At 58.9% G+C, this 19,388-nt stretch carries 11 protein-coding genes and 2 rRNA genes (1 of these 13 cut by a window edge); 2 read left to right on the top strand and 11 right to left on the bottom strand.

What is annotated here, in order from left to right; all coding sequences use genetic code 11:
* Positions 1 to 5: 5 nt before the first annotated feature.
* Entirely contained in the window at positions 6 to 575 is a 570-nt protein-coding gene (locus NWV16_RS04430) for an acyl carrier protein (protein WP_064382630.1), read from the bottom strand.
* 523 nt (positions 576 to 1,098) lie between these two features.
* Here NWV16_RS04430 and NWV16_RS04425 point away from each other — a divergent pair.
* Positions 1,099 to 1,443 carry a cupin domain-containing protein gene (locus NWV16_RS04425; protein ID WP_065261044.1) on the top strand — a complete coding sequence of 115 codons (345 nt, stop codon included), beginning with the start codon at positions 1,099 to 1,101 and terminating at the stop codon, positions 1,441 to 1,443.
* Between the two features lie 76 nt (positions 1,444 to 1,519).
* On the opposite strand, the gene mmsB is transcribed toward NWV16_RS04425, so the two are convergent.
* Both mmsB and NWV16_RS04415 read right to left on the bottom strand, forming a co-directional pair.
* A complete protein-coding gene (gene mmsB, locus NWV16_RS04420) occupies positions 1,520 to 2,407 on the bottom strand; it encodes a 3-hydroxyisobutyrate dehydrogenase (protein WP_260522112.1) in 888 nt (295 codons plus the stop codon).
* Positions 2,408 to 2,416: 9 nt separating this feature from the next.
* Positions 2,417 to 3,943: a CoA-acylating methylmalonate-semialdehyde dehydrogenase gene (locus NWV16_RS04415; RefSeq protein ID WP_065261042.1), complete on the bottom strand. Its 1,527-nt coding sequence runs from the start codon at positions 3,941 to 3,943 to the stop codon at positions 2,417 to 2,419.
* Positions 3,944 to 4,091: 148 nt separating this feature from the next.
* Between NWV16_RS04415 and NWV16_RS04410 the strand changes: the two genes are divergently transcribed.
* Positions 4,092 to 5,039, top strand: coding sequence for a LysR family transcriptional regulator (locus tag NWV16_RS04410; RefSeq protein WP_260522111.1), 948 nt, complete (start codon positions 4,092 to 4,094; stop codon positions 5,037 to 5,039).
* Here NWV16_RS04410 and NWV16_RS04405 read toward each other — a convergent pair.
* From NWV16_RS04405 to NWV16_RS04370, 8 genes are all read right to left on the bottom strand, one after another.
* A complete protein-coding gene (locus tag NWV16_RS04405; RefSeq protein ID WP_404820986.1) occupies positions 5,036 to 5,482 on the bottom strand; it encodes an OmpA family protein in 447 nt (148 codons plus the stop codon). The genes NWV16_RS04410 and NWV16_RS04405 overlap by 4 nt on opposite strands.
* A gap of 52 nt (positions 5,483 to 5,534) precedes the next feature.
* Positions 5,535 to 6,803 (bottom strand): diguanylate cyclase domain-containing protein, encoded by a 1,269-nt coding sequence (locus NWV16_RS04400; protein ID WP_260522110.1) that lies wholly within the window; start codon positions 6,801 to 6,803, stop codon positions 5,535 to 5,537.
* On the bottom strand, positions 6,800 to 7,375 hold the full coding sequence (locus NWV16_RS04395) for a YfiR family protein (RefSeq protein WP_260522109.1): 576 nt from the start codon (positions 7,373 to 7,375) through the stop codon (positions 6,800 to 6,802). Before NWV16_RS04395 ends, NWV16_RS04400 begins: the two co-directional genes overlap by 4 nt.
* A 119-nt stretch (positions 7,376 to 7,494) precedes the next feature.
* Positions 7,495 to 9,603 carry an exodeoxyribonuclease V subunit alpha gene (gene recD / locus NWV16_RS04390; RefSeq protein WP_260522108.1) on the bottom strand — a complete coding sequence of 703 codons (2,109 nt, stop codon included), beginning with the start codon at positions 9,601 to 9,603 and terminating at the stop codon, positions 7,495 to 7,497.
* A complete protein-coding gene (gene recB, locus NWV16_RS04385) occupies positions 9,600 to 13,289 on the bottom strand; it encodes an exodeoxyribonuclease V subunit beta (RefSeq protein WP_260522107.1) in 3,690 nt (1,229 codons plus the stop codon). Before recB ends, recD begins: the two co-directional genes overlap by 4 nt.
* The gene (gene recC, locus NWV16_RS04380; protein ID WP_260522106.1) at positions 13,286 to 16,738 is read right to left on the bottom strand and encodes an exodeoxyribonuclease V subunit gamma; all 3,453 of its coding nucleotides are present in this window, start codon (positions 16,736 to 16,738) and stop codon (positions 13,286 to 13,288) included. The genes recB and recC overlap by 4 nt, the downstream gene beginning before the upstream one ends.
* A gap of 153 nt (positions 16,739 to 16,891) precedes the next feature.
* A 5S ribosomal RNA gene (rrf, locus tag NWV16_RS04375) occupies positions 16,892 to 17,007 on the bottom strand.
* A gap of 150 nt (positions 17,008 to 17,157) precedes the next feature.
* Positions 17,158 to 19,388: ribosomal RNA gene (locus tag NWV16_RS04370) — 23S ribosomal RNA — on the bottom strand (it continues 660 nt past the right edge of the window).

Genomic DNA, 19,388 nt, shown 5'->3' with positions numbered 1-19,388 from the left:
AGCTCCTACACCGTCTCTTTGACGTGAGTGGCGACAAACTGCTCGACCAGTTGACGGGAGACTTCGTCGCCATCGGCCGGCACCAGGCGTGCGCTGCAGGCACCGCAGACCACTTGCTGACGCTCGTTGAGCACGGCTTGATGGGCGTTGCAGTCAGGGCAGCTCGATGGCAGGTAATTGAACAGATTGCGGCACTGCTGCGCCCAGTTGAGAACCGTGGTGGCCGCGAACACCTGCGCTGGTTGCATGCCGGCCTTGAGCTGGTCCGGTGCGTAGGCGCTCAGGCTTTGCTCCAGCAGGGCCTTGCCGTTTTCAGTGATCCGGCCATTGGCCAGAAACTCGCTGGCGTCCCCGCAGACAGCCACCGCGTGGTCCAGCACGCTGGTCTTGGGCAAGGTGCAGCCATACTGGCGACCCAGCTGGAAGCTGAGGTCGACGATGTCCAGCGAGTCCGCTCCCAGATCTTCGACGATGCTGCTGTGTTCATCGATTTCGTCAGCGCTCATTACCAACAACTGCGCGAGAATGGCGCGAGTGCTGCCAATGACCTGTTCCAAGTCCAATGGATTGTTCATTTCTATCTCCCTATATGTCGTGTCTGACTCATATTTTCCGTATTCGAGAAGTAACTTTTCCCACAGCAACTTCTCACGCGGCGGAAATCTAAACTCTGCCCTTAAGGGGAGAGTCAACGAACTGTTCAAAGTTTTTTATTGATCTGAGACGAACGTGCACAAGCCCGTAAATGCTGCACTCGATTGGTGCAAGCGTTTGGTCGGAGCGACATATTTACTTAACAATGTCTGCGTAGGGTGGAGCGCCCGCCGCACTCATGTTCAACTATGGAAAGCAACTTAGCGACGACACCTCTGGCGTATCACCAGCCAAATTAAAGCAAGTAATTTTGTTATAAGTTCATAACCTTTGTTCCAGATCAGTACATTCCCTTAATTAAAGTTCCAGGGGTTATTGACTAACCGTTCAGTGCAATCCGTTGTTGCGTTTATGAGCAACTGAATGTCGAACCCTGACAATTGGCAAAGTACCCGGCGCTATAGGGTGCAGCTTCCGCTTCAAGGCCTGCTCTGGAACTCACCAATGACCGCACCTGTTACCGTTTTGCGCGACACCCACCCGCTGCCCGTACTCGACGCCTGCAAATGGGAAAAGCTCGAGGGCGACCCGCACACCGTCAACCTCAACGCCTACACCAGCGAAGATGGCAGCAAGATCATGGGCACCTGGATCTGCACCCCCGGCAAGTGGCGGGTGGATTACGTGAAATGGGAGTACTGCCATTTCCAGGAAGGCTACTGCGTCATCACCCCGGATGGCATGGAGCCTATCCATCTGCGTGCCGGCGACATTTTCGTCGTTGAGCCGGGCATGAAGGGCACCTGGGAAGTGGTCGAGACCGTGCGCAAATATTTCGTGTTCGCCTGATGCAAAAAAGCCGGGAAACCACCCGACGTGATTTCCCGGCAATAAAGGCCTGTGCCGCGCACAGGCCTGTCGACGATTACTGCGGCTTGCGATAGCTGTTGATGATCGCCGAGAAGTCCTTGCCACCTTCCCCACGCTGGCTCATCGCCTGATACAACTGCTGCGCCACGGCGCCCAGCACTACCGGCTGATGGGCCTGGCGCGCCGCTTCGGTGGCCAGCCCCAGATCCTTGAGCATCAGTTCGGCACCGAAACCACCGGTGTAACCGCGCGAGGCCGGTGCCGTTTCGACGATGCCCGGCCACGGGTTGTACATTTCCGAACTCCAGCAACGCCCGGTCGAGCTGTTGATGATCCCGGCAAGCACGCCGGTGTCGATCCCCAGCGCATCGCCCAACGCCATGGCCTCACTGACGCCGACCATCGAGATCGCCAGCAACAGGTTGTTGCAGATCTTGGCGATCTGCCCGGTGCCGACTTCACCGCAGTGCACGATGTTGCGGCCCATCTGCGACAGCACCGGTTGCAGGGTGGCAAACAGTTCCGGTGTGGCGCCGACCATGAAGGTCAGCGTCCCGGCCGTGGCGCCGCCGGTACCGCCGGACACGGGCGCATCGGCCATGGCCACGCCTTGTCTGGCCGCCGCCGCTGCCACGTCGCGAGCGGTCTGCGGATCGATGGTGCTGCAATCCACTGCCGGCACACCTTTGCCGATTCCGGCCAGCACACCGTCCTCACCGAGCCAGACGCTGCGCACATGCACCGCCGCCGGCAGCATGGTGATGACCAGCTCTGCATCCTTTGCCGCTTCGCGAGCCGAGGCGCGAATGGTGCCGCCCAGTTGCTCGAGTTCCGCCAGCACGGTTTTGTTCAGGTCTACCAGGTTCAGTGAATGCCCGGCCTTGATCAGGTTGCGCGCCATCGGCGCGCCCATGTTGCCCAGACCGATAAATGCGATTTTCATGGCCATTCCTCAGCGCAGGTTGATGGTGGTGTTCACGCCGTCGTTGACGCTGTCGTCATCGAACCAGCGCGCCGTGACCGTTTTGGTCTGGGTGTAGAACTGCACCACTTGCTTGCCGTAGGGGCCGAGGTCGCCGAGTTTCGAACCGCGCGAACCGGTGAAGCTGAAGAACGGTACCGGCACCGGAATCGGGATGTTGATGCCGACCTGGCCGACGTCGATTTCGCTCTGGAACTTACGTGCTGCCGCACCGCTCTGGGTGAACAGGCCGGTGCCGTTGCCGAACGGGTTGGCGTTGACCAGCGCGATGGCCTGATCGAGGGTGTCGACTTCCAGCACCACCAGCACCGGGCCGAAGATTTCCTGGGTGTAGATCTGCATGTCGGTGGTCACCCCGGAGAACAGGGTCGGGCCGACGAAGTTGCCGTTCTCGTAGCCCGGTACGCGGATGTCGCGACCGTCCAGTTCAAGTTTGGCGCCTTCCTTGATGCCGCTTTCGATCAGGTCGAGAATTCGCGCCTTGGCCTTTTTCGAAATGACCGGGCCGACATCGGTGCCCGGCTCATTGCCGGCATTGACCTTGAGCTTCTGCGCCAGCGCTTTCAGGTCCGGCAGCCACTGCCTGGCCGCGCCTACCAGCACCACCACCGAAGTGGCCATGCAACGCTGGCCCGCCGCGCCGAAACCGGCACCGACCAAGGCATTGAGCGCTTGCTCACGATTGGCGTCCGGCAGCACCACGGCGTGGTTTTTCGCGCCCATCATCGATTGCACGCGCTTGCCATGTTTACCGGCCAGGTCATAAACGTGGGTGCCGACGGCAGTCGAACCGACGAACGAAACCGCCTTGATGTCCTTGTGGGTGCACAAGCCATCGACCACGTCCTTGCCACCGTGTACGACGTTCAGAACACCGGCCGGAATGCCGGCTTCAATCGCCAGCTCCACCAGCAACATGGTCGACAGCGGATCCTGTTCGGACGGCTTGAGCACGAAGGTGTTGCCGCAGGCGATGGCCATCGGGAACATCCACAGCGGAATCATCGCCGGGAAATTGAACGGCGTGATGCCGGCGCAGACACCGATCGGCTGACGCAGGGTGTAGGTGTCAACGCCGCCGGCCACATTCTCGGCGAACTCGCCCATCTGCAGGCTGCCGATGGAACAGGCATGCTCGACCACTTCCAGGCCACGGAAAATATCGCCCTCGGCATCGGCAATGGTCTTGCCCTGCTCGGCGCTCAGTACCACGGCGATGCGTTTGGAATGTTCGCGGATCAAGGCCTGCAATTTGAGCATGATGCGCATACGCGCGCCGATCGGGGTCAGTTTCCAGGTCTGGAAGGCGCGCTGGGCGGCACTGACGGCAGCGTCGACTTCAGCAGCGGTGGCGAACGGGACTTTGGCCAGCACCTGCTGGGTCGCCGGGTTGACGATGTCATGCCACTCGGTGGTCTGCGACTCGACCCACTCGCCGTCGATCAGCAGCTTGACCTTCTGGACCGTGGTTTCGTTGGGCGTAAGCGATGCGTTCATGCTGGTCTCCGGAAATTGTTTTTATCTTGGGAGCCAAGGCGAAGGTTCGCCTTGAGATGAGGCGTGTGTCACGAATTGGTTGTCGGACTGTTTTTGGAGTATAGATGTGCAAACTTCTAATAAGAACGCACATATAAGCCCGTCCATCATGCAAAAAAACATCACGTCTCTGGGTTCGCTGAACTGGGACGACCTCAAGTTTTTCCTGGAGGTCGCCCGTACCCGCAAGGCCAGCACCGCGGCCAAGCGCCTGGCGGTGGACTACACCACGGTGTCGCGCAGAATCAGTTCGCTGGAAGCCGCGCTGGGCACATTGCTGTTCGAGAAATCCCGCACCAGCGGCTTCGTGCTGACCGCCGAAGGCCAGCGTCTGCTGAGTTATGCCGAGTCGATCGAAAGCACGCTGCACATGGCCTGCGAGCAGGTGTCCGGCTCCGGTGTCGCACTGTCCGGCCACGTGCGGATGGGCTGCACAGAAGGTTTCGGCAGTTTCTTCATCACGCCGCAGCTGAGCCATTTCGTCGATGCCTACCCGGCCATCTCGGTAGACATCCTGCCGCTGCCGCACTTCATCAGTCTGTCCAAACGCGAGGCGGACATCGTCATTGCCCTCGAGCGCCCGGAACACGGGCCGTATGTGTGCTGCAAACTCTGCGACTACCGCTTGCAGCTGTACGCCACCCAGGAATACCTGGACAAGCACCCACCGATCCGCCGCCCCGCCGACCTGGGCAAGCATCAATTCATCAGTTATGTGGATGACCTGGCGTTCAGCTCGGAGCTGCTGTATCTGGCGAACGTGTTGCCCGGTGCCAACGCCCATTTGCGCAGCACCAGCGTCATCGCCCAATTCGTGGCGGCGCAGCAGGGACGTTCGCTGGCGATTCTGCCGTGCTTCCTCGCGGCGCAGGACCCGCGCCTGCTACCGGTGCTGCCGGAGGAAATCGATATCACCCGGCAGTTCTGGATGTACTGCCGGGAGGATTTGCGCAAGCTCAAGCGGATCACCCTGCTGTGGGATTACATCCGTGAAGTGACCGAGCGCAATCAGGGTCTGCTGATGGGGCAGACGCGGGAAATGCAGTTCGCCGACTAGTCGGCACTGACCACGATCGAGACCCGGCGGTTTTCGGTGCGACCGGCAGCCGTATCGTTGGACGCCACCGGTTCGCGGCTGCCGAGGCCTTGCAGCTGGATGTTCTCCTCTTTCATGCCAACCGACGTCAGCACTTTGCTGACACTTTTCGCCCGGCGCAGAGACAACTGCTGGTTGTAGCTTTCCTTGCCCGAGGCGTCGGTGTGACCATCCACGCGAACCCGCTCGATACCGACGCCGAGCAGAGCCTTGCCGATACGCTCGACGATATCGGTGCTTTGTTTGTTCAGACTTTCCACATCACTGCCAAACAGCACTTTGCCCGACAGGCCGAACTCCCAGCCATCGTCGGTCAGTTCAAAGCCCTGCTGCTTGAGCACGGCAATCTGCGCCGGTGTCAGGCCTTTTTGCGGAGCGGTCTGGCAACCGGTGAGGGTCAGCATGACCGTCAGCAACAGAGTGGAAAACAGTCGAACGGAAAGTGAGAACACGGCATCAGCTCCTGGTTTGAACGGGATCGACCGGGTGCTCCGACCCGGCGGTGAATTGGGCGCCACGGGACAGGCGCTTGGCTTGATACATCGCGGCGTCGGCGGCATCGAGCAAGGTGCCCGGCGTAGCACCATGATCGGGATAAACGGCAATGCCGATACTGAGCGAGGTCACCACACTGGTGTCGCCCGGTACGGGAATGGGCGTGTCCATGCTGGCGAGAATCTTGTCGGCGATGCGCTCGGCATCTTCGGTCTTGTGCAACGGCGTCAACAGCACGGCGAATTCGTCACCACCCAGACGCGCCACGAGATCCTCTTCACGCAACTGCGCGCGCACCCGGTTCGCCACCGCCACCAGCACCGCATCGCCGGCAGCGTGGCCAAAATTGTCATTGATCTCTTTGAAACGGTCGCTGTCGAGAAACAGCACCGCTGCGCGCTCGTTGAGTTTATTGGCGCTGCGCAATGCACGAATCAACCGGCCCTCGAAAAACGCGCGGTTGGGCAATCCGGTGAGACTGTCGTGAGTAGCCTGGTGAGCAAGGGTTTCGTTCTCGTTTTGCAGGTGGGTCTGCCACGACTCCAGTTCATCGAGCAGGGCGTTGAAGTCGTTGCCAAGGTTGTCGAGTTCGGCGATTTTCGCCGGAGGTACGCGCCGATCCAGCGCGCGCTCGCTGCGCGCGGCGTGGGCCACTTTGGCGAGGCTGTGCAATGGCCCGATAATGCCGAGCAACTGGCGACGCGCCAGAAAGAGCGCAACCCAGGCGCTGATCGCGGTGCAGAGAATGATGCCCGCCAGACCGCTCAACAAAAATCGCATCAGGCTCCCGCCGTGGCCGGTCAGCAGAATACGTCCGATCTCACGATCCTGATGCAGGATTGGCAGGCTGATCGGTTTTTCCAGAATCGCTCGTGCCACCTGCATTTCCAGCGCGGAAAACAGACCGTTCTCCGGTCGCTGCCAACGGGCGAGTACCTGGCCCTGACTGTCCAGCACCTGCGCGTCAGCCACTTCTTCGGTCGAGGCGATCAGCGCGAGCGCTTCCGTCGCCGCGGCCTTGTCGTTGAATACCACCGCGGCTTCCACGGTGTAATTGATCGAACGCGCGATAAGGTGCAGGTTGTGATCGGCATAGACCCGCAGCGCCAGCACGCCGAGCAGGGTCAGGGACACACTGGCCATCGCTACGGCGACCAGCGCGACAATCAAATGCCCGCGACCGATGACCGAGCCCAGGGTCGGACGTCCGGTGGAAGGGTCGCGCTTCATGGGACCGCCGGTTTGCGGCGCGACAACTGCAGCACGCTTGGATGGATACGAACGCCGCTACGGGCGACGGAGTCGAGATTGACCTCGAAAGACACCTGCTCGTCGCCAACCCGCAAACAGAACAGACTGCCGACCGTACACTGATCGCCACCCTCGCTGATGCTCAGGACCGGATGGCCGATCAGCGACGCGAACAACCGATTGCGCTCATCGGCGGTAAGCTTGCCGATGTACACCGCATCGCACTCATTGGCGACTGTCGGGTTGTCTGCCAGCAGACGACGCACAGCGACAGGACGGCCCGTCGCCTGGGTCGTGCCTTTCACCAGATCATCGGTGTATTCGGTAGGGCCGACGATACACAGACGCAACTGTGCAGGTTCGACCGGCCAGCGCGCATAACTGAGAATGCCCAGCACCACTTGAGTGACAGACCTGGCCCTCTGTTCAGCCATGCTCACCGGCAGTTCCGGCTGAGCAACCGCCACACCCGTGAGCAAGCAGAGCAGAATGGCAAGCAATACTCGTTTGCTGCCAACTACGCGCTCTGTCGCCCAGACAGCCAGCTTCATGCAGGGATTCTCTTGGATCGTTACGAAATGATGCCGCAACGATAGCACAGCGTTGAAACACCAGCGATACAAGCCCCGCTGACCGACTGGTCAGATCGTGCTGGAAAACGCTGACATCTTCACTCTTGAGTCCCCGCCCCGTCCTCCAGTTCAAGCATCAAACCGCTCAAGCGCTTGACCTTGCGCTGCACGGCCTCCTCGAACACCCCGCTTCGCGGCTCGATCAATGTGAACCATTGCCTGGCTCGGGTAATACCGGTGTAGATCAGCTCTTTGGTCAACACCGGATTCAACGCATCCGGAAGAATCAGTGCGGTATGAGCGAACTCCGAGCCCTGAGACTTGTGCACGGTCATCGCATACACGGTTTCTACATCATTGAGCCGGCTCGGCAGCACAAACCTGATGCCGCCGCGCCCGTCATTGCGCGGGAATGCCACCCGCAGGACAGGTTCACCGACGGCCCGTCCGTCAGGTTCAGGCAGTTTGAGCGCAATGCCGATATCGCCATTCATCAGCCCCAGGCCATAGTCATTACGGGTCATCAGCACAGGGCGGCCTTCATACCACTGCTGGTCGCTGTCGATCAGACGCGCCTTGAGCAGCGCTTCGGTGATGCGCCGGTTCAACCCTTCAACGCCCCACGGCCCCTTGCGAACCGCGCAGAGCAGCTGGAACGTATCGAACGCCCGCAAAACCTCTCGCGCCCATTCGAGCCAACCGGGATGTTCAATGGGAGCTCCGGCAGGCGGGCGCTGATTGCGTAAAACGCTTAAATAATGTCGGTAGCCGTGTGGGCCCTCGCCATGCCCATCCAGAACAAGGCGTTCCAGTGCGTGATCATGCTCTCCCTTGAGCGCCAGCGAATACACGTCGTCATGGCTTCGCGCTGCCAGCAACTGGCGAGCCTCATGCGGCAGTTGCTGATTCACCCGGCGTGCAAGCTGGCCGATGCCGCTGCCCTCGCCAAATCGCCGCGAGTGACGCAACATCACCACTTGCTGCGCCAGGGGATGCGTACCCTCCAAGTCCTCGTGCAGACCGGCGCCCTGCAAGGACTCCCCGCTCACGGACTCCAGCCACTGACGTGTCTGCGGACTGTACCAGCCGGCCTCGGCATCGCGGCACAGATCCCCCAGCACCGCACCGGCTTCAACCGAGGCCAGTTGATCCTTGTCGCCCAGCAACACCAGGCGGGCGTGTGGCGGTAACGCATCAAGCAGGTTGGCCATCATCTCCAGGTCGATCATGGACGCCTCATCGACCACCAGCACATCCAGTGGCAGGCGATTGCCGGCATGGTGGCGGAAATGACGGGTGCCGGGACGACTGCCGAGCAGGCGATGCACAGTCGTCACATCGGAAGGAATCTTTTCCCGAACGGCCTCGGCAACCTTCAATGACTGCACCTGCTGACTGATGGACTCGGTCAGCCGTGCAGCGGCTTTCCCCGTAGGCGCAGCCAGACGAATGCGCAAAGGTTGGCCAGCCTCGACGGCAGGCGCCTGGAGCAAGGCCAGCAAACGCACGACCGTGGTGGTCTTGCCGGTGCCCGGCCCGCCCGTGACGATGCTGAAGGCACCTCGGGTCGCCAGTGCGCAGGCCAGTTTCTGCCAGTCGATTGCGTCGGGTTTCCTTGCCGCGCCAAACAACCCGTCCAGCCGCTGCGACAGATCATCCGGTGTCGGTTCGCACTCCGCCAGGCGCTGACGCAGTGCCATGTCGATGCGGCGCTCATAGGTCCAGTAGCGCCGCAGGTACAGGCGTTTACCGGACAGCACCAGAGGGCATTGCCGCGCGGACTCACTGTCGTCGACGGCCAGCGCCACCAGTGGACTGCCGGCCAGAACCTTGCACCAATGCGCCCCGTCAAGGCTCTCGAGCAACTGCGAGGGCAGCAGCAATACACCGGATTGCACATCCCCCTCCGGTGGCAGGGACAGGGCGAAGTCCGGAGCCTTGAGGGTTTCGTACAGATCCAGGCAGACATGACCATGACCGAGTTGATGACTGGTCAACGCGGCGGCCAGCAATACCAGCGGATCGACATCAGGCGCCAGCTCATGAAGAAACGCCACGAATGCCTTGTCCAGAGCCCGCAACCATCCACGCTCGACCCAAAGGTTCAGTAGTTGCAGCAGGTCATGGGCCCGGGTCAGCGGTGTGAGTTGCCCGAGGTCTTCGGCATCCAGCGAAACCGGTGGGAAATCCACGAAGGTGCGGCTCATAGCAATTCTCCCTGTTCCCACACCGGTTCGGTTCTCGGTTCCGGTTTGCCCTGGAACATCCGGTCCAGGCGCTCGATCAGTTCCCGTGGCGGGCGCGCGAAATAAACGCCACCGCTGTCGGCCCGGGTACCGCGCAGGAACAGGTACAACGCCCCCCCGACATGCCGGTCATAGTCGTAATCGGCGAGACGCGCCTTGAGCTGGCGATGCAGTGCCAGCAGGTACAGCACGTATTGCAGGTCATAACGGTTTTCCAGAATCGACTGCTCCATGGCCTGTTCGGTGTAGGCAGCGTCATCAATGCCCAGCCAGTTGGATTTGTAGTCCGCCACGTAGTAACGGCCATCGTGCTCGAAGGTCAGGTCGATGAACCCCTTGAACATTCCATTGAGCTGCACCGCTTCCGCGGCGACCCGGGCTGTGCCCCTGTGGGTGTACTTGCAGACCTGTTCGTCGAGCTTGACCACATCGACCTTGTGGCTGGCGAACCAGAACTCCATCTCGACCCGGTACTGCTTCAATTGCGCCAAAATGATTGGCGGACGACCCGCACCTGCCGGCATCGGTGACTGCAGCAGATGCCGCAGCCAATCGGTAAGGGTGGTGATCCAGCCTTCCCAGCCGCGCCGATTGCAACGCCGGGCGATCGCGTCTGCCAGCGCTTCGCTCGAAACCGCAAACCCTTCATTACCTGCCCACTCAAGCAGGCCATGGAGAAACGTTCCCGGATTCGGACCACGGGGGAAACGATGAATATCGGCGCCTCCGGGGATGATCTCACGGGGGGCATCGGGTTCGAGACGTTCGTCGTCGAACAGCTTCTGCGCTTGCGGGCTGTCTGGTGCCTCGTCGCTGCCCATGGTCAACACGTCACTGATGCGCAATGCACTATAGGAAGCGATCCACCAGTTTTCGCTGGCCTTGCGTTCGGGAATCAACGTGGCACTTGGGGTCGCTACGTTGCGAGGTGGCTGGTAGCGCTCATTTGTCGCCAGTGGCATTTCAAGAACGTTCAGCGCAGGGCAATGCTCTTTCAGATCATCGAGCCAACGGATCAGACCGCTGGAATCACCCAGGGAGGCGCCGCCTCCCAGCAGATAACCTAGCGCTGAAAGATGCAGGACCGAGTTGCTGTTATTACCACGTTTGAGGTCCGCCACACCGAGCCAACAGGCATGTTGCGCACGGGTCAGCGCGACGTACAGCAAACGCAGGTCTTCCGCGAGACGTTCATTGTCGGCCAGGGCAATCAGCTCGGCATCAGGCTTGAGACTGATCCGGGCCTGACCGGATTCATCGTGGTAGTGCAGCGGCAGGCGGCTGCCGTCAACGGGTTTGGCCGAACAAATGAAGGGCAGAAATACCAACGGGTACTCGAGCCCTTTGGACTTGTGGATGGTCACCACCTTGACCAGTTGCTCGTCGCTTTCAAGACGAAGGATCTGCTCCTCACCGGCTTGACCGGATAATGCCAGGTGCTCGGCCAGGTGCCGGATCAGGGCCTGTTCGCCATCCAGTTCGGAGGCCGCTTGTTGCAGCAGCTCCGACAAGTGCAGCAAATTGGTCAGTACCCGCTCACCGTCAGTGCGCGCAATCAATGTCTGCGGCAGCTCAAAGTCATGCAGAAAACGCCGCAACATCGGCAGCACGCCTTGCTTGCGCCACAGCTCACGATAAGCCCGGAACTGCATGACTCTGGCTTCCCAGACCATTTCGTCCTGATTCAATCGCTCCAGCTCGGCCAATGACAGATTCAACGTGGTAGAGGCCAGGGCAGCTTTCAGCGAGCGCTCGATATCCGGTTCGGCACAGGCCTTGAGCCAGGCCAGAAGATCATGGGCCTCCTGGGCGGCGAAAACCGAATCCTTGTCTGACAGATAAACGCTGCGCACTCCCCTGGCGGCAAGTTCGCCGCGTATCGCTTGAGCCTCTTTGCCATCGCGTACCAGGATCGCAATGTCTGCCGGTTGCAGTCCGCGAAACGCCTTGCCGTCCTGGACGAAGCCAGCGCTGCCGCCTTGTCCGCCATTGAGCAAGGCCGTGATTTCACTGGCGCAAGCAGCTGCAAACTGTTGGCGATAGACCGCACCGGAAACCGGCTGCTCGGTGGAGAAATGCCAGATGTTGAGTGCCGGGACGTCGTGCCCCGAAATCTGTAACTGCTCCTTTCGCCCCTGCGAATCCACAGGCTGAAACGGTACCGGGTTGTCACCGGTTTTCTCTCGGAAAAGAAACGCACCCCGTCCCTGTTCCCGGGACTCGGCGCGCTCGAACACCTGGTTCACTGCACGCACCATCCCGTGACTGGAACGGAAGTTCGTGCCCAGTGTATGCAGTCGACCGGCCGTGGCCTGTCGGGCGCGCAGATAGGTGTAGATGTCTGCACCACGGAAGGCATAGATCGCCTGCTTGGGATCGCCGATCAAAAACAGCCCGATATCGGAATCGTTGTCCTCGATGCGGTAAATGCGCTCGAAGATCCGGTACTGCACCGGATCCGTATCCTGGAACTCGTCGATCAAGGCAACCGGAAACTGTTCCCGGATAAGAGTGGCGAGGCGCTCGCCTCCTTCGGATTGCAAGGCTGCGTCGAGACGCAGCAGCATGTCGTCAAAGCCCATTTCGGCACGTCGACGCTTCTCTTCTTCAAAGCGCTCACCAACCCATTTGGCGGCGTGCTGCAGCACAGCGGTATCGGGTGTCGGCAGTCCGTCAAGGCTCGTTTTGAGTGCCTGCATGGCGTCCAGCCCCGGATGGCTTGGTGGCTCGCCTTTCCAGGCTTCGGCCATGCCATCAGGCGTTAGTCGGGTAAATCCGGTTCCGATGTCCAGTTGTTCCTGGGACTCATCTTCAGCCCAGGCCTTGAGCTTCTCGAACCAGGGCTCGAAGTACCGGGCCTGCATCTTGCGCCCGTCGACAGTCTTGCTCGCGACGCCCTGATGACAAAGGGCGAGCAGTTCATCTGCCCACTGATGCCAAGGCTTCTTCAATTCAATCAATGCCGCACGGCGCTCCTGCAGACACGCTTCGATCAGCTCAGCCGGAGTCCTGTACTCCGCCTCTACAGGTTCGGTGCCGAAGAGTCCTCGCAGGCGAGGCAACAACGCTGCCGGTCCACCCCAGTGGCTGCGAACCCAATTCAAAGCATCCCCATGCATCGGGTAGCAGAACAGACGCCAGTAATCGCGGAGCACCTCGCCCAGCAACTCGCTGTGATCGGTCTCCAGTGTCTGGGTAAACAGACTGCCGCTGTCGAAGGCATGTTCGCGCAGCATTCGCTGGCACCAGCTGTGGATCGTCGAAACGGCGGCTTCGTCCATCCATTGTGCGGCAATGTCCAGGCGGTTGGCGCAGCCGGGCCATTGCTGAGGCTCGAACTGCATGCGCAGCTCATCGATCAACGTATCAGGGGGTGGTGTCTCGTCACGGAAAAAACGTGCGGCCTCGGCCAGGCGTGTGCGAATACGTTCGCGCAATTCCTTGGTTGCCGCATCAGTGAAGGTCACCACAAGAATCTGTGGTGGCAGCAGCTCGCGACCGAAACCACTCGCTTCACCTCCGTGACCAAGGATCAGGCGCAGATACAACGCAGAAATGGTGAATGTCTTGCCCGTGCCCGCACTGGCCTCGATCAGTTGACTGCCCTTCAACGGAAACGCCAGGGCGAGAGGTTGCTTTGCGCTCATGAACGAACTCCCGCATCGGCCAGGGACTGCCAGGGAGCCTCGAGTAACGGGCGGTATAAAGCGTTGCACCAATCGGAGAATGTCTCGTCGGCCAGCAGTGCATCGTAATCCGGAAACTGACGGGCCAATGCGGGGCTTTCGCGTCGCTCACCTTCGCTGGTCAGACCATCACCTTCATAAGCTTTACGGGCAGCCGATTCTGCCTTCAGCGAATCACTCTGCCCCAGCCACGCGAATGCAGTTTTCACCGCGATCGGGAGTGGTTGACGCATCCCGGACTGCCAGGCGAGCAGCAGATCTTCGAGTACTCCCCAGGCCCGATCCTGCTCCATCGGTTCAAGTAAAAGAGTGTCGTCACTGGCAACCAGCGCAGTCGTCAGTGAAAGCCCGCTCGCACAAGCGACCAGATGATTGACCCATGGTTTGGTCAGACGGTGCCACTTGCGGCTTTTGACCGAACCGATGCCGTTGGGAATCGTCGTCACCGACAACACTCCGCCATCGGCTCGTTGATGCAGACCGCTCAGCCATCCCTCCAGACGTAAACCTTGCCATTGCAGACTGATCGGTGTCGCACTGGTCAGCGGCGTCGGCCAAAGCGTCAGTAGCTGCTGATAGCGTTGCAGCAAATCAGGCAGTGGTTCGATCAATTCTCGCTGCAGGCACTCACCGAATCCCGCCATGGGCAGCAGTCCACTGTTTTGCAGACGTCTTGCTTGAGCCTCAAGCGCCTGATCGACATTCTCAGGTTGCCTCAAGGCTGCTTCGAGCAGGCTTTCGCTCAGGGCGTATCGTTGCAACGCGTTCAGCACAAAGGGCTCTTCATCCGCCTGGGGAGCCTGTGCCGCTTCGAAGTAGACCTTCAATCGCTGGGTAAAGAAGTGGCGAACCGGGTTACGCAAAAAATCCTGCAGCAATGCGAGGCTCAGTGGCTCTTCCTGCACATGAGGTTCAAGCCTGGATGCTACCCCAGCAGGCTCATGATGCTGGTGCAACACTTGCCATTCACTGGCATAGCTGAACAGTTCGTTGCCTTCATGAAAGTAGCGCGCACTGAATGGCTGAAGTGGATGCTCCTGGGTCAGGGCTTCCAGAATATTGGTTTTTTCATCAGTCGTTCGCCAGCCGCTCGCGAGATGATCACGCAACTGACCGATCAGCACCGAAGGTGGTCGCTCACTATTGTCCCGAATGCTGCGCCCGACCCAGCTGATGTAAAGCTGATGGCGAGCAGACAACAGCGCTTCGAGCAGCAGGTAGCGATCATCCTCACGGCGGGAACGATCTCCCGGCCGGTAATCGCTCCCCATAAGGTCAAAGTCCAGGGGAGGTTGTGCCCGAGGATAGTCGCCATCGTTCATGCCCAGAAGACAAACCAGCTTGAATGGAATGGCCCGCATCGGCATCAGGGTGCAGAAGTTCACCGCACCGGCCAGGAATCGTTGCGACAAACGCCCCTGGTCCAGCCCGGCCAGCCAGGCCTCGCGAACAACGGTCAGCGGTAACTCGTCCTCCAGTCCGACAGACTCGCAGGTCTCCAGCCATGACTCGCGCAGTTCCTCGAGCTGAGTCAACAAGTAGTCATCGTGTTCATTGCTCGGCTTGAAAAACAACTGCATCAGTACCTGTAACCGGCTCCCCCACTCTTGAGGTCTCGCAGGCCTCAGTAATTGCTGGTGCGAGTACTCCAAGGCATCCAGAAGTGCGACCAGAGGACCGATCAACGCCGCATCAAGACCGCCAATTTCATCGTAGGGTTCAATATCCGCGCAGGCACCGAAATCGCCAACCGCATATCCGAGAAGCATCCGCCTCAGGCCGAAACGCCAGCTGTTCTGCTCCAGTTCATTGGGCAATCCCAGCCCGGCACGCTGGTCTGCGTCCATCCCCCAGCGCACACCGGCGCCTTCGATCCAGCGATGCAGTGTCGGCAGATCTCGCTCTTGCACACCGAACCGCGCGCGTAATGCGGGAACATCGAGCAGATCGAGGACTTCACTGACGGGAAAACGACTGTCTGGCAGTTTGAGCAGATGCTCGACAGCGATCAGTAATGGATCGCGACCGCGTTGTCCCTGGTCTGCCAGCGTGAAAGGGATGAAACGTGGGTCATGGCGATCCAGCTGCCCGAATACCGCACGGACATGCGGTGCATAACTGTCGATGTCAGGTACCATCACGATCACATCGCGGGGTCGCAATTGCGGATTGGCACTGAAGCGAGCCAGAAGCTGATCGTGGAGAATCTCCACTTCGCGCTGTGCACTGTGAGCAATGTGGAATCGGATCGACTGATCCTGCTTCAGATCGACATCGGGCCATAACTCACGCGTCTCGCTGAGCGGGCGCAGTTCCAGGATGTCGTCCTGCAATTGGTTGAGGATGTTTTGCGCAAGGGTTTCGCTGAACAGGTCGATGCGGCCGTTGCGAAATGCCCCGCGATAGCTGCCTGGATCGTCATAGCTGTCCAGCAGATTGATGTAGTCACGACCTTGCTTGCCCCAGGCGGCAAGCAGCGGATGGGCGTGTTGATGCAGAGATTCCGGATCCAGCACCACGGGCATGCCGTTCTTGCGAGCCTGACGCTTGTATTGATGACGCAACAGATCCTTGTCGGCAACGATATCGGCCCAATGATAGCGGCAAGGGTTGTGGACGCAGAGCAGGACCTGGCTGAACCGGGCCAGTCCTGCCAACGCTTCCAATACTTGTGCAGGCAGTGAGGAAATCCCGAAAACGATGACTCGTGAAGGCAAACCTGCCGGTGCATTTTCAAGGTTGTTGATGCATTCCATAAATCGCTGATGCACGCCTGCCCGGCTTTGAGCCATGCCTTGCTCACCGACATCTTCAAGCAATGCACGCCATAGCTCTGCCTGCCAGCAACTGGTGCTGGGGAGTGGTTTCACTTCCCCTCTGACATTACGTAGCTGATGACGCCCCTCGGCCCAATCCTCGAGCCAGTCGGCACGGTACACCTGATACTGATCGAACAGGTCTGCCAGTCGCTCGGACAACTGATAGCGCTTGCGCAGGTCCGTGTCATGAGTCAGGAATCGTTGCAGTGGTTCGAAATGCGGCCGGTTGATGACCTGTGGCAGCAAGCGCATCAGTCGCCAGGTCAAAGGGGCCTTGTCGAGCAGGGACTTGGCCGGAATCTCATCTCGTCCCAGAACCATGCGGTAAAGCTGCCACATGAAACTGCCCGGCAATTGCACATCGATGGCGGCAGCAATGCCGCAGCCACCCAGTTCATCCGCTTCAGGATCCTCGGCTAATGCGAGTTTGAGCCATTGGGCGATGCCATTGCTCTGCACGAGGGCAATTTCGTTTTCCAGAGGAGCCAGCGGATAACGCCGCATTATGCTGATCACAAGGCTGCGCAGTTCGTCCAGGCTGTTGCTCTGAACTACCATGAATGCAGCGTTGAGGGACTGAGTGTCCGGCATAAGGCTTCCTTGAAAAAATACAAAAGCTAGGTCTGAACCTTAGCATTGTCGGCTGGCGAGGGCAGCCGCAAGGCGTCCGAGAATGCCGTACGAACTTTCCTGCGGACAAAACAAAACCCCGACTGCTTTCGCAATCGGGGTTTCGGAATTTAATCTTGACGATGACCTACTCTCACATGGGGAAACCCCACACTACCATCGGCGATGCATCGTTTCACTTCTGAGTTCGGGATGGGATCAGGTGGTTCCAATGCTCTATGGTCGTCAAGAAATTCTGTGTGCCGAGTCGTGACAAGATGGCCTCGCTTCAGCAAATCGGGTATGTGACAGCCATCGGTGTTTGTGAACTCGAACTTTCGGTTCGTTTCGTCTTCACACACCGCAATCTGGCTTTTAAGCGCAAATTGCTTGGGTGTTATATGGTCAAGCCTCACGGGCAATTAGTATTGGTTAGCTCAACGCCTCACAGCGCTTACACACCCAACCTATCAACGTCGTAGTCTTCGACGGCCCTTCAGGGAACTCAAGGTTCCAGTGAGATCTCATCTTGAGGCAAGTTTCCCGCTTAGATGCTTTCAGCGGTTATCTTTTCCGAACATAGCTACCCGGCAATGCCACTGGCGTGACAACCGGAACACCAGAGGTTCGTCCACTCCGGTCCTCTCGTACTAGGAGCAGCCCCTCTCAAATCTCAAACGTCCACGGCAGATAGGGACCGAACTGTCTCACGACGTTCTAAACCCAGCTCGCGTACCACTTTAAATGGCGAACAGCCATACCCTTGGGACCGGCTTCAGCCCCAGGATGTGATGAGCCGACATCGAGGTGCCAAACACCGCCGTCGATATGAACTCTTGGGCGGTATCAGCCTGTTATCCCCGGAGTACCTTTTATCCGTTGAGCGATGGCCCTTCCATACAGAACCACCGGATCACTAAGACCTACTTTCGTACCTGCTCGACGTGTCTGTCTCGCAGTCAAGCGCGCTTTTGCCTTTATACTCTGCGACCGATTTCCGACCGGTCTGAGCGCACCTTCGTACTCCTCCGTTACTCTTTAGGAGGAGACCGCCCCAGTCAAACTACCCACCATACACTGTCCTCGATCCGGATAACGGACCTGAGTTAGAACCTCAAAGTTGCCAGGGTGGTATTTCAAGGATGGCTCCACGCAAACTGGCGTTCACGCTTCAAAGCCTCCCACCTATCCTACACAAGCAAATTCAAAGTCCAGTGCAAAGCTATAGTAAAGGTTCACGGGGTCTTTCCGTCTAGCCGCGGATACACTGCATCTTCACAGCGATTTCAATTTCACTGAGTCTCGGGTGGAGACAGCGCCGCCATCGTTACGCCATTCGTGCAGGTCGGAACTTACCCGACAAGGAATTTCGCTACCTTAGGACCGTTATAGTTACGGCCGCCGTTTACCGGGGCTTCGATCAAGAGCTTCGCGTTAGCTAACCCCATCAATTAACCTTCCGGCACCGGGCAGGCGTCACACCCTATACGTCCACTTTCGTGTTTGCAGAGTGCTGTGTTTTTAATAAACAGTCGCAGCGGCCTGGTATCTTCGACCGGCATGGGCTTACGGAGCAAGTCCTTCACCCTCACCGGCGCACCTTCTCCCGAAGTTACGGTGCCATTTTGCCTAGTTCCTTCACCCGAGTTCTCTCAAGCGCCTTGGTATTCTCTACCCAACCACCTGTGTCGGTTTGGGGTACGGTTCCTGGTTATCTGAAGCTTAGAAGCTTTTCTTGGAAGCATGGCATCAACCACTTCGTCGCCTGAAGGCAACTCGTCATCAGCTCTCGGCCTTAAGATCCCGGATTTACCTAAGATCTCAGCCTACCACCTTAAACTTGGACAACCAACGCCAAGCTGGCCTAGCCTTCTCCGTCCCTCCATCGCAATAACCAGAAGTACAGGAATATTAACCTGTTTTCCATCGACTACGCTTTTCAGCCTCGCCTTAGGGACCGACTAACCCTGCGTCGATTAACGTTGCGCAGGAAACCTTGGTCTTTCGGCGTGGGTGTTTTTCACACCCATTGTCGTTACTCATGTCAGCATTCGCACTTCTGATACCTCCAGCAAGCTTCTCAACTCACCTTCACAGGCTTACAGAACGCTCCTCTACCGCATCACTTGCGTGATACCCGTAGCTTCGGTGTATGGTTTGAGCCCCGTTACATCTTCCGCGCAGGCCGACTCGACTAGTGAGCTATTACGCTTTCTTTAAAGGGTGGCTGCTTCTAAGCCAACCTCCTAGCTGTCTAAGCCTTCCCACATCGTTTCCCACTTAACCATAACTTTGGGACCTTAGCTGACGGTCTGGGTTGTTTCCCTTTTCACGACGGACGTTAGCACCCGCCGTGTGTCTCCCATGCTCGGCACTTGCTGGTATTCGGAGTTTGCATCGGTTTGGTAAGTCGGGATGACCCCCTAGCCGAAACAGTGCTCTACCCCCAGCAGTGATACATGAGGCGCTACCTAAATAGCTTTCGAGGAGAACCAGCTATCTCCGAGCTTGATTAGCCTTTCACTCCGATCCACAGGTCATCCGCTAACTTTTCAACGGTAGTCGGTTCGGTCCTCCAGTCAGTGTTACCTAACCTTCAACCTGCCCATGGATAGATCGCCCGGTTTCGGGT

It is taken from the genome of Pseudomonas sp. BW7P1 (genome assembly GCF_024981055.1).
In the GTDB taxonomy this organism is placed as follows: Bacteria; Pseudomonadota; Gammaproteobacteria; order Pseudomonadales; family Pseudomonadaceae; genus Aquipseudomonas; species Aquipseudomonas bananamidigenes.
Note: the sequence above shows the minus strand (reverse complement) of the source record. Positions and strands in the feature narration are given on the sequence as shown.

Coding starts and splice junctions, on each gene's coding strand:
- NWV16_RS04430 (WP_064382630.1), bottom strand. CDS start 575: ATGAACAATCCATTGGACTTGGAACAGGTCATTGGCAGCACTCGCGCC.
- NWV16_RS04425 (WP_065261044.1), top strand. CDS start 1,099: ATGACCGCACCTGTTACCGTTTTGCGCGACACCCACCCGCTGCCCGTA.
- NWV16_RS04410 (WP_260522111.1), top strand. CDS start 4,092: ATGCAAAAAAACATCACGTCTCTGGGTTCGCTGAACTGGGACGACCTC.
- NWV16_RS04405 (WP_404820986.1), bottom strand. CDS start 5,482: ATGCTGACCCTCACCGGTTGCCAGACCGCTCCGCAAAAAGGCCTGACA.
- mmsB (WP_260522112.1), bottom strand. CDS start 2,407: ATGAAAATCGCATTTATCGGTCTGGGCAACATGGGCGCGCCGATGGCG.
- recB (WP_260522107.1), bottom strand. CDS start 13,289: ATGAGCGCAAAGCAACCTCTCGCCCTGGCGTTTCCGTTGAAGGGCAGT.
- NWV16_RS04400 (WP_260522110.1), bottom strand. CDS start 6,803: ATGAAGCGCGACCCTTCCACCGGACGTCCGACCCTGGGCTCGGTCATC.
- recD (WP_260522108.1), bottom strand. CDS start 9,603: ATGAGCCGCACCTTCGTGGATTTCCCACCGGTTTCGCTGGATGCCGAA.
- NWV16_RS04415 (WP_065261042.1), bottom strand. CDS start 3,943: ATGAACGCATCGCTTACGCCCAACGAAACCACGGTCCAGAAGGTCAAG.
- NWV16_RS04395 (WP_260522109.1), bottom strand. CDS start 7,375: ATGAAGCTGGCTGTCTGGGCGACAGAGCGCGTAGTTGGCAGCAAACGA.
- recC (WP_260522106.1), bottom strand. CDS start 16,738: ATGCCGGACACTCAGTCCCTCAACGCTGCATTCATGGTAGTTCAGAGC.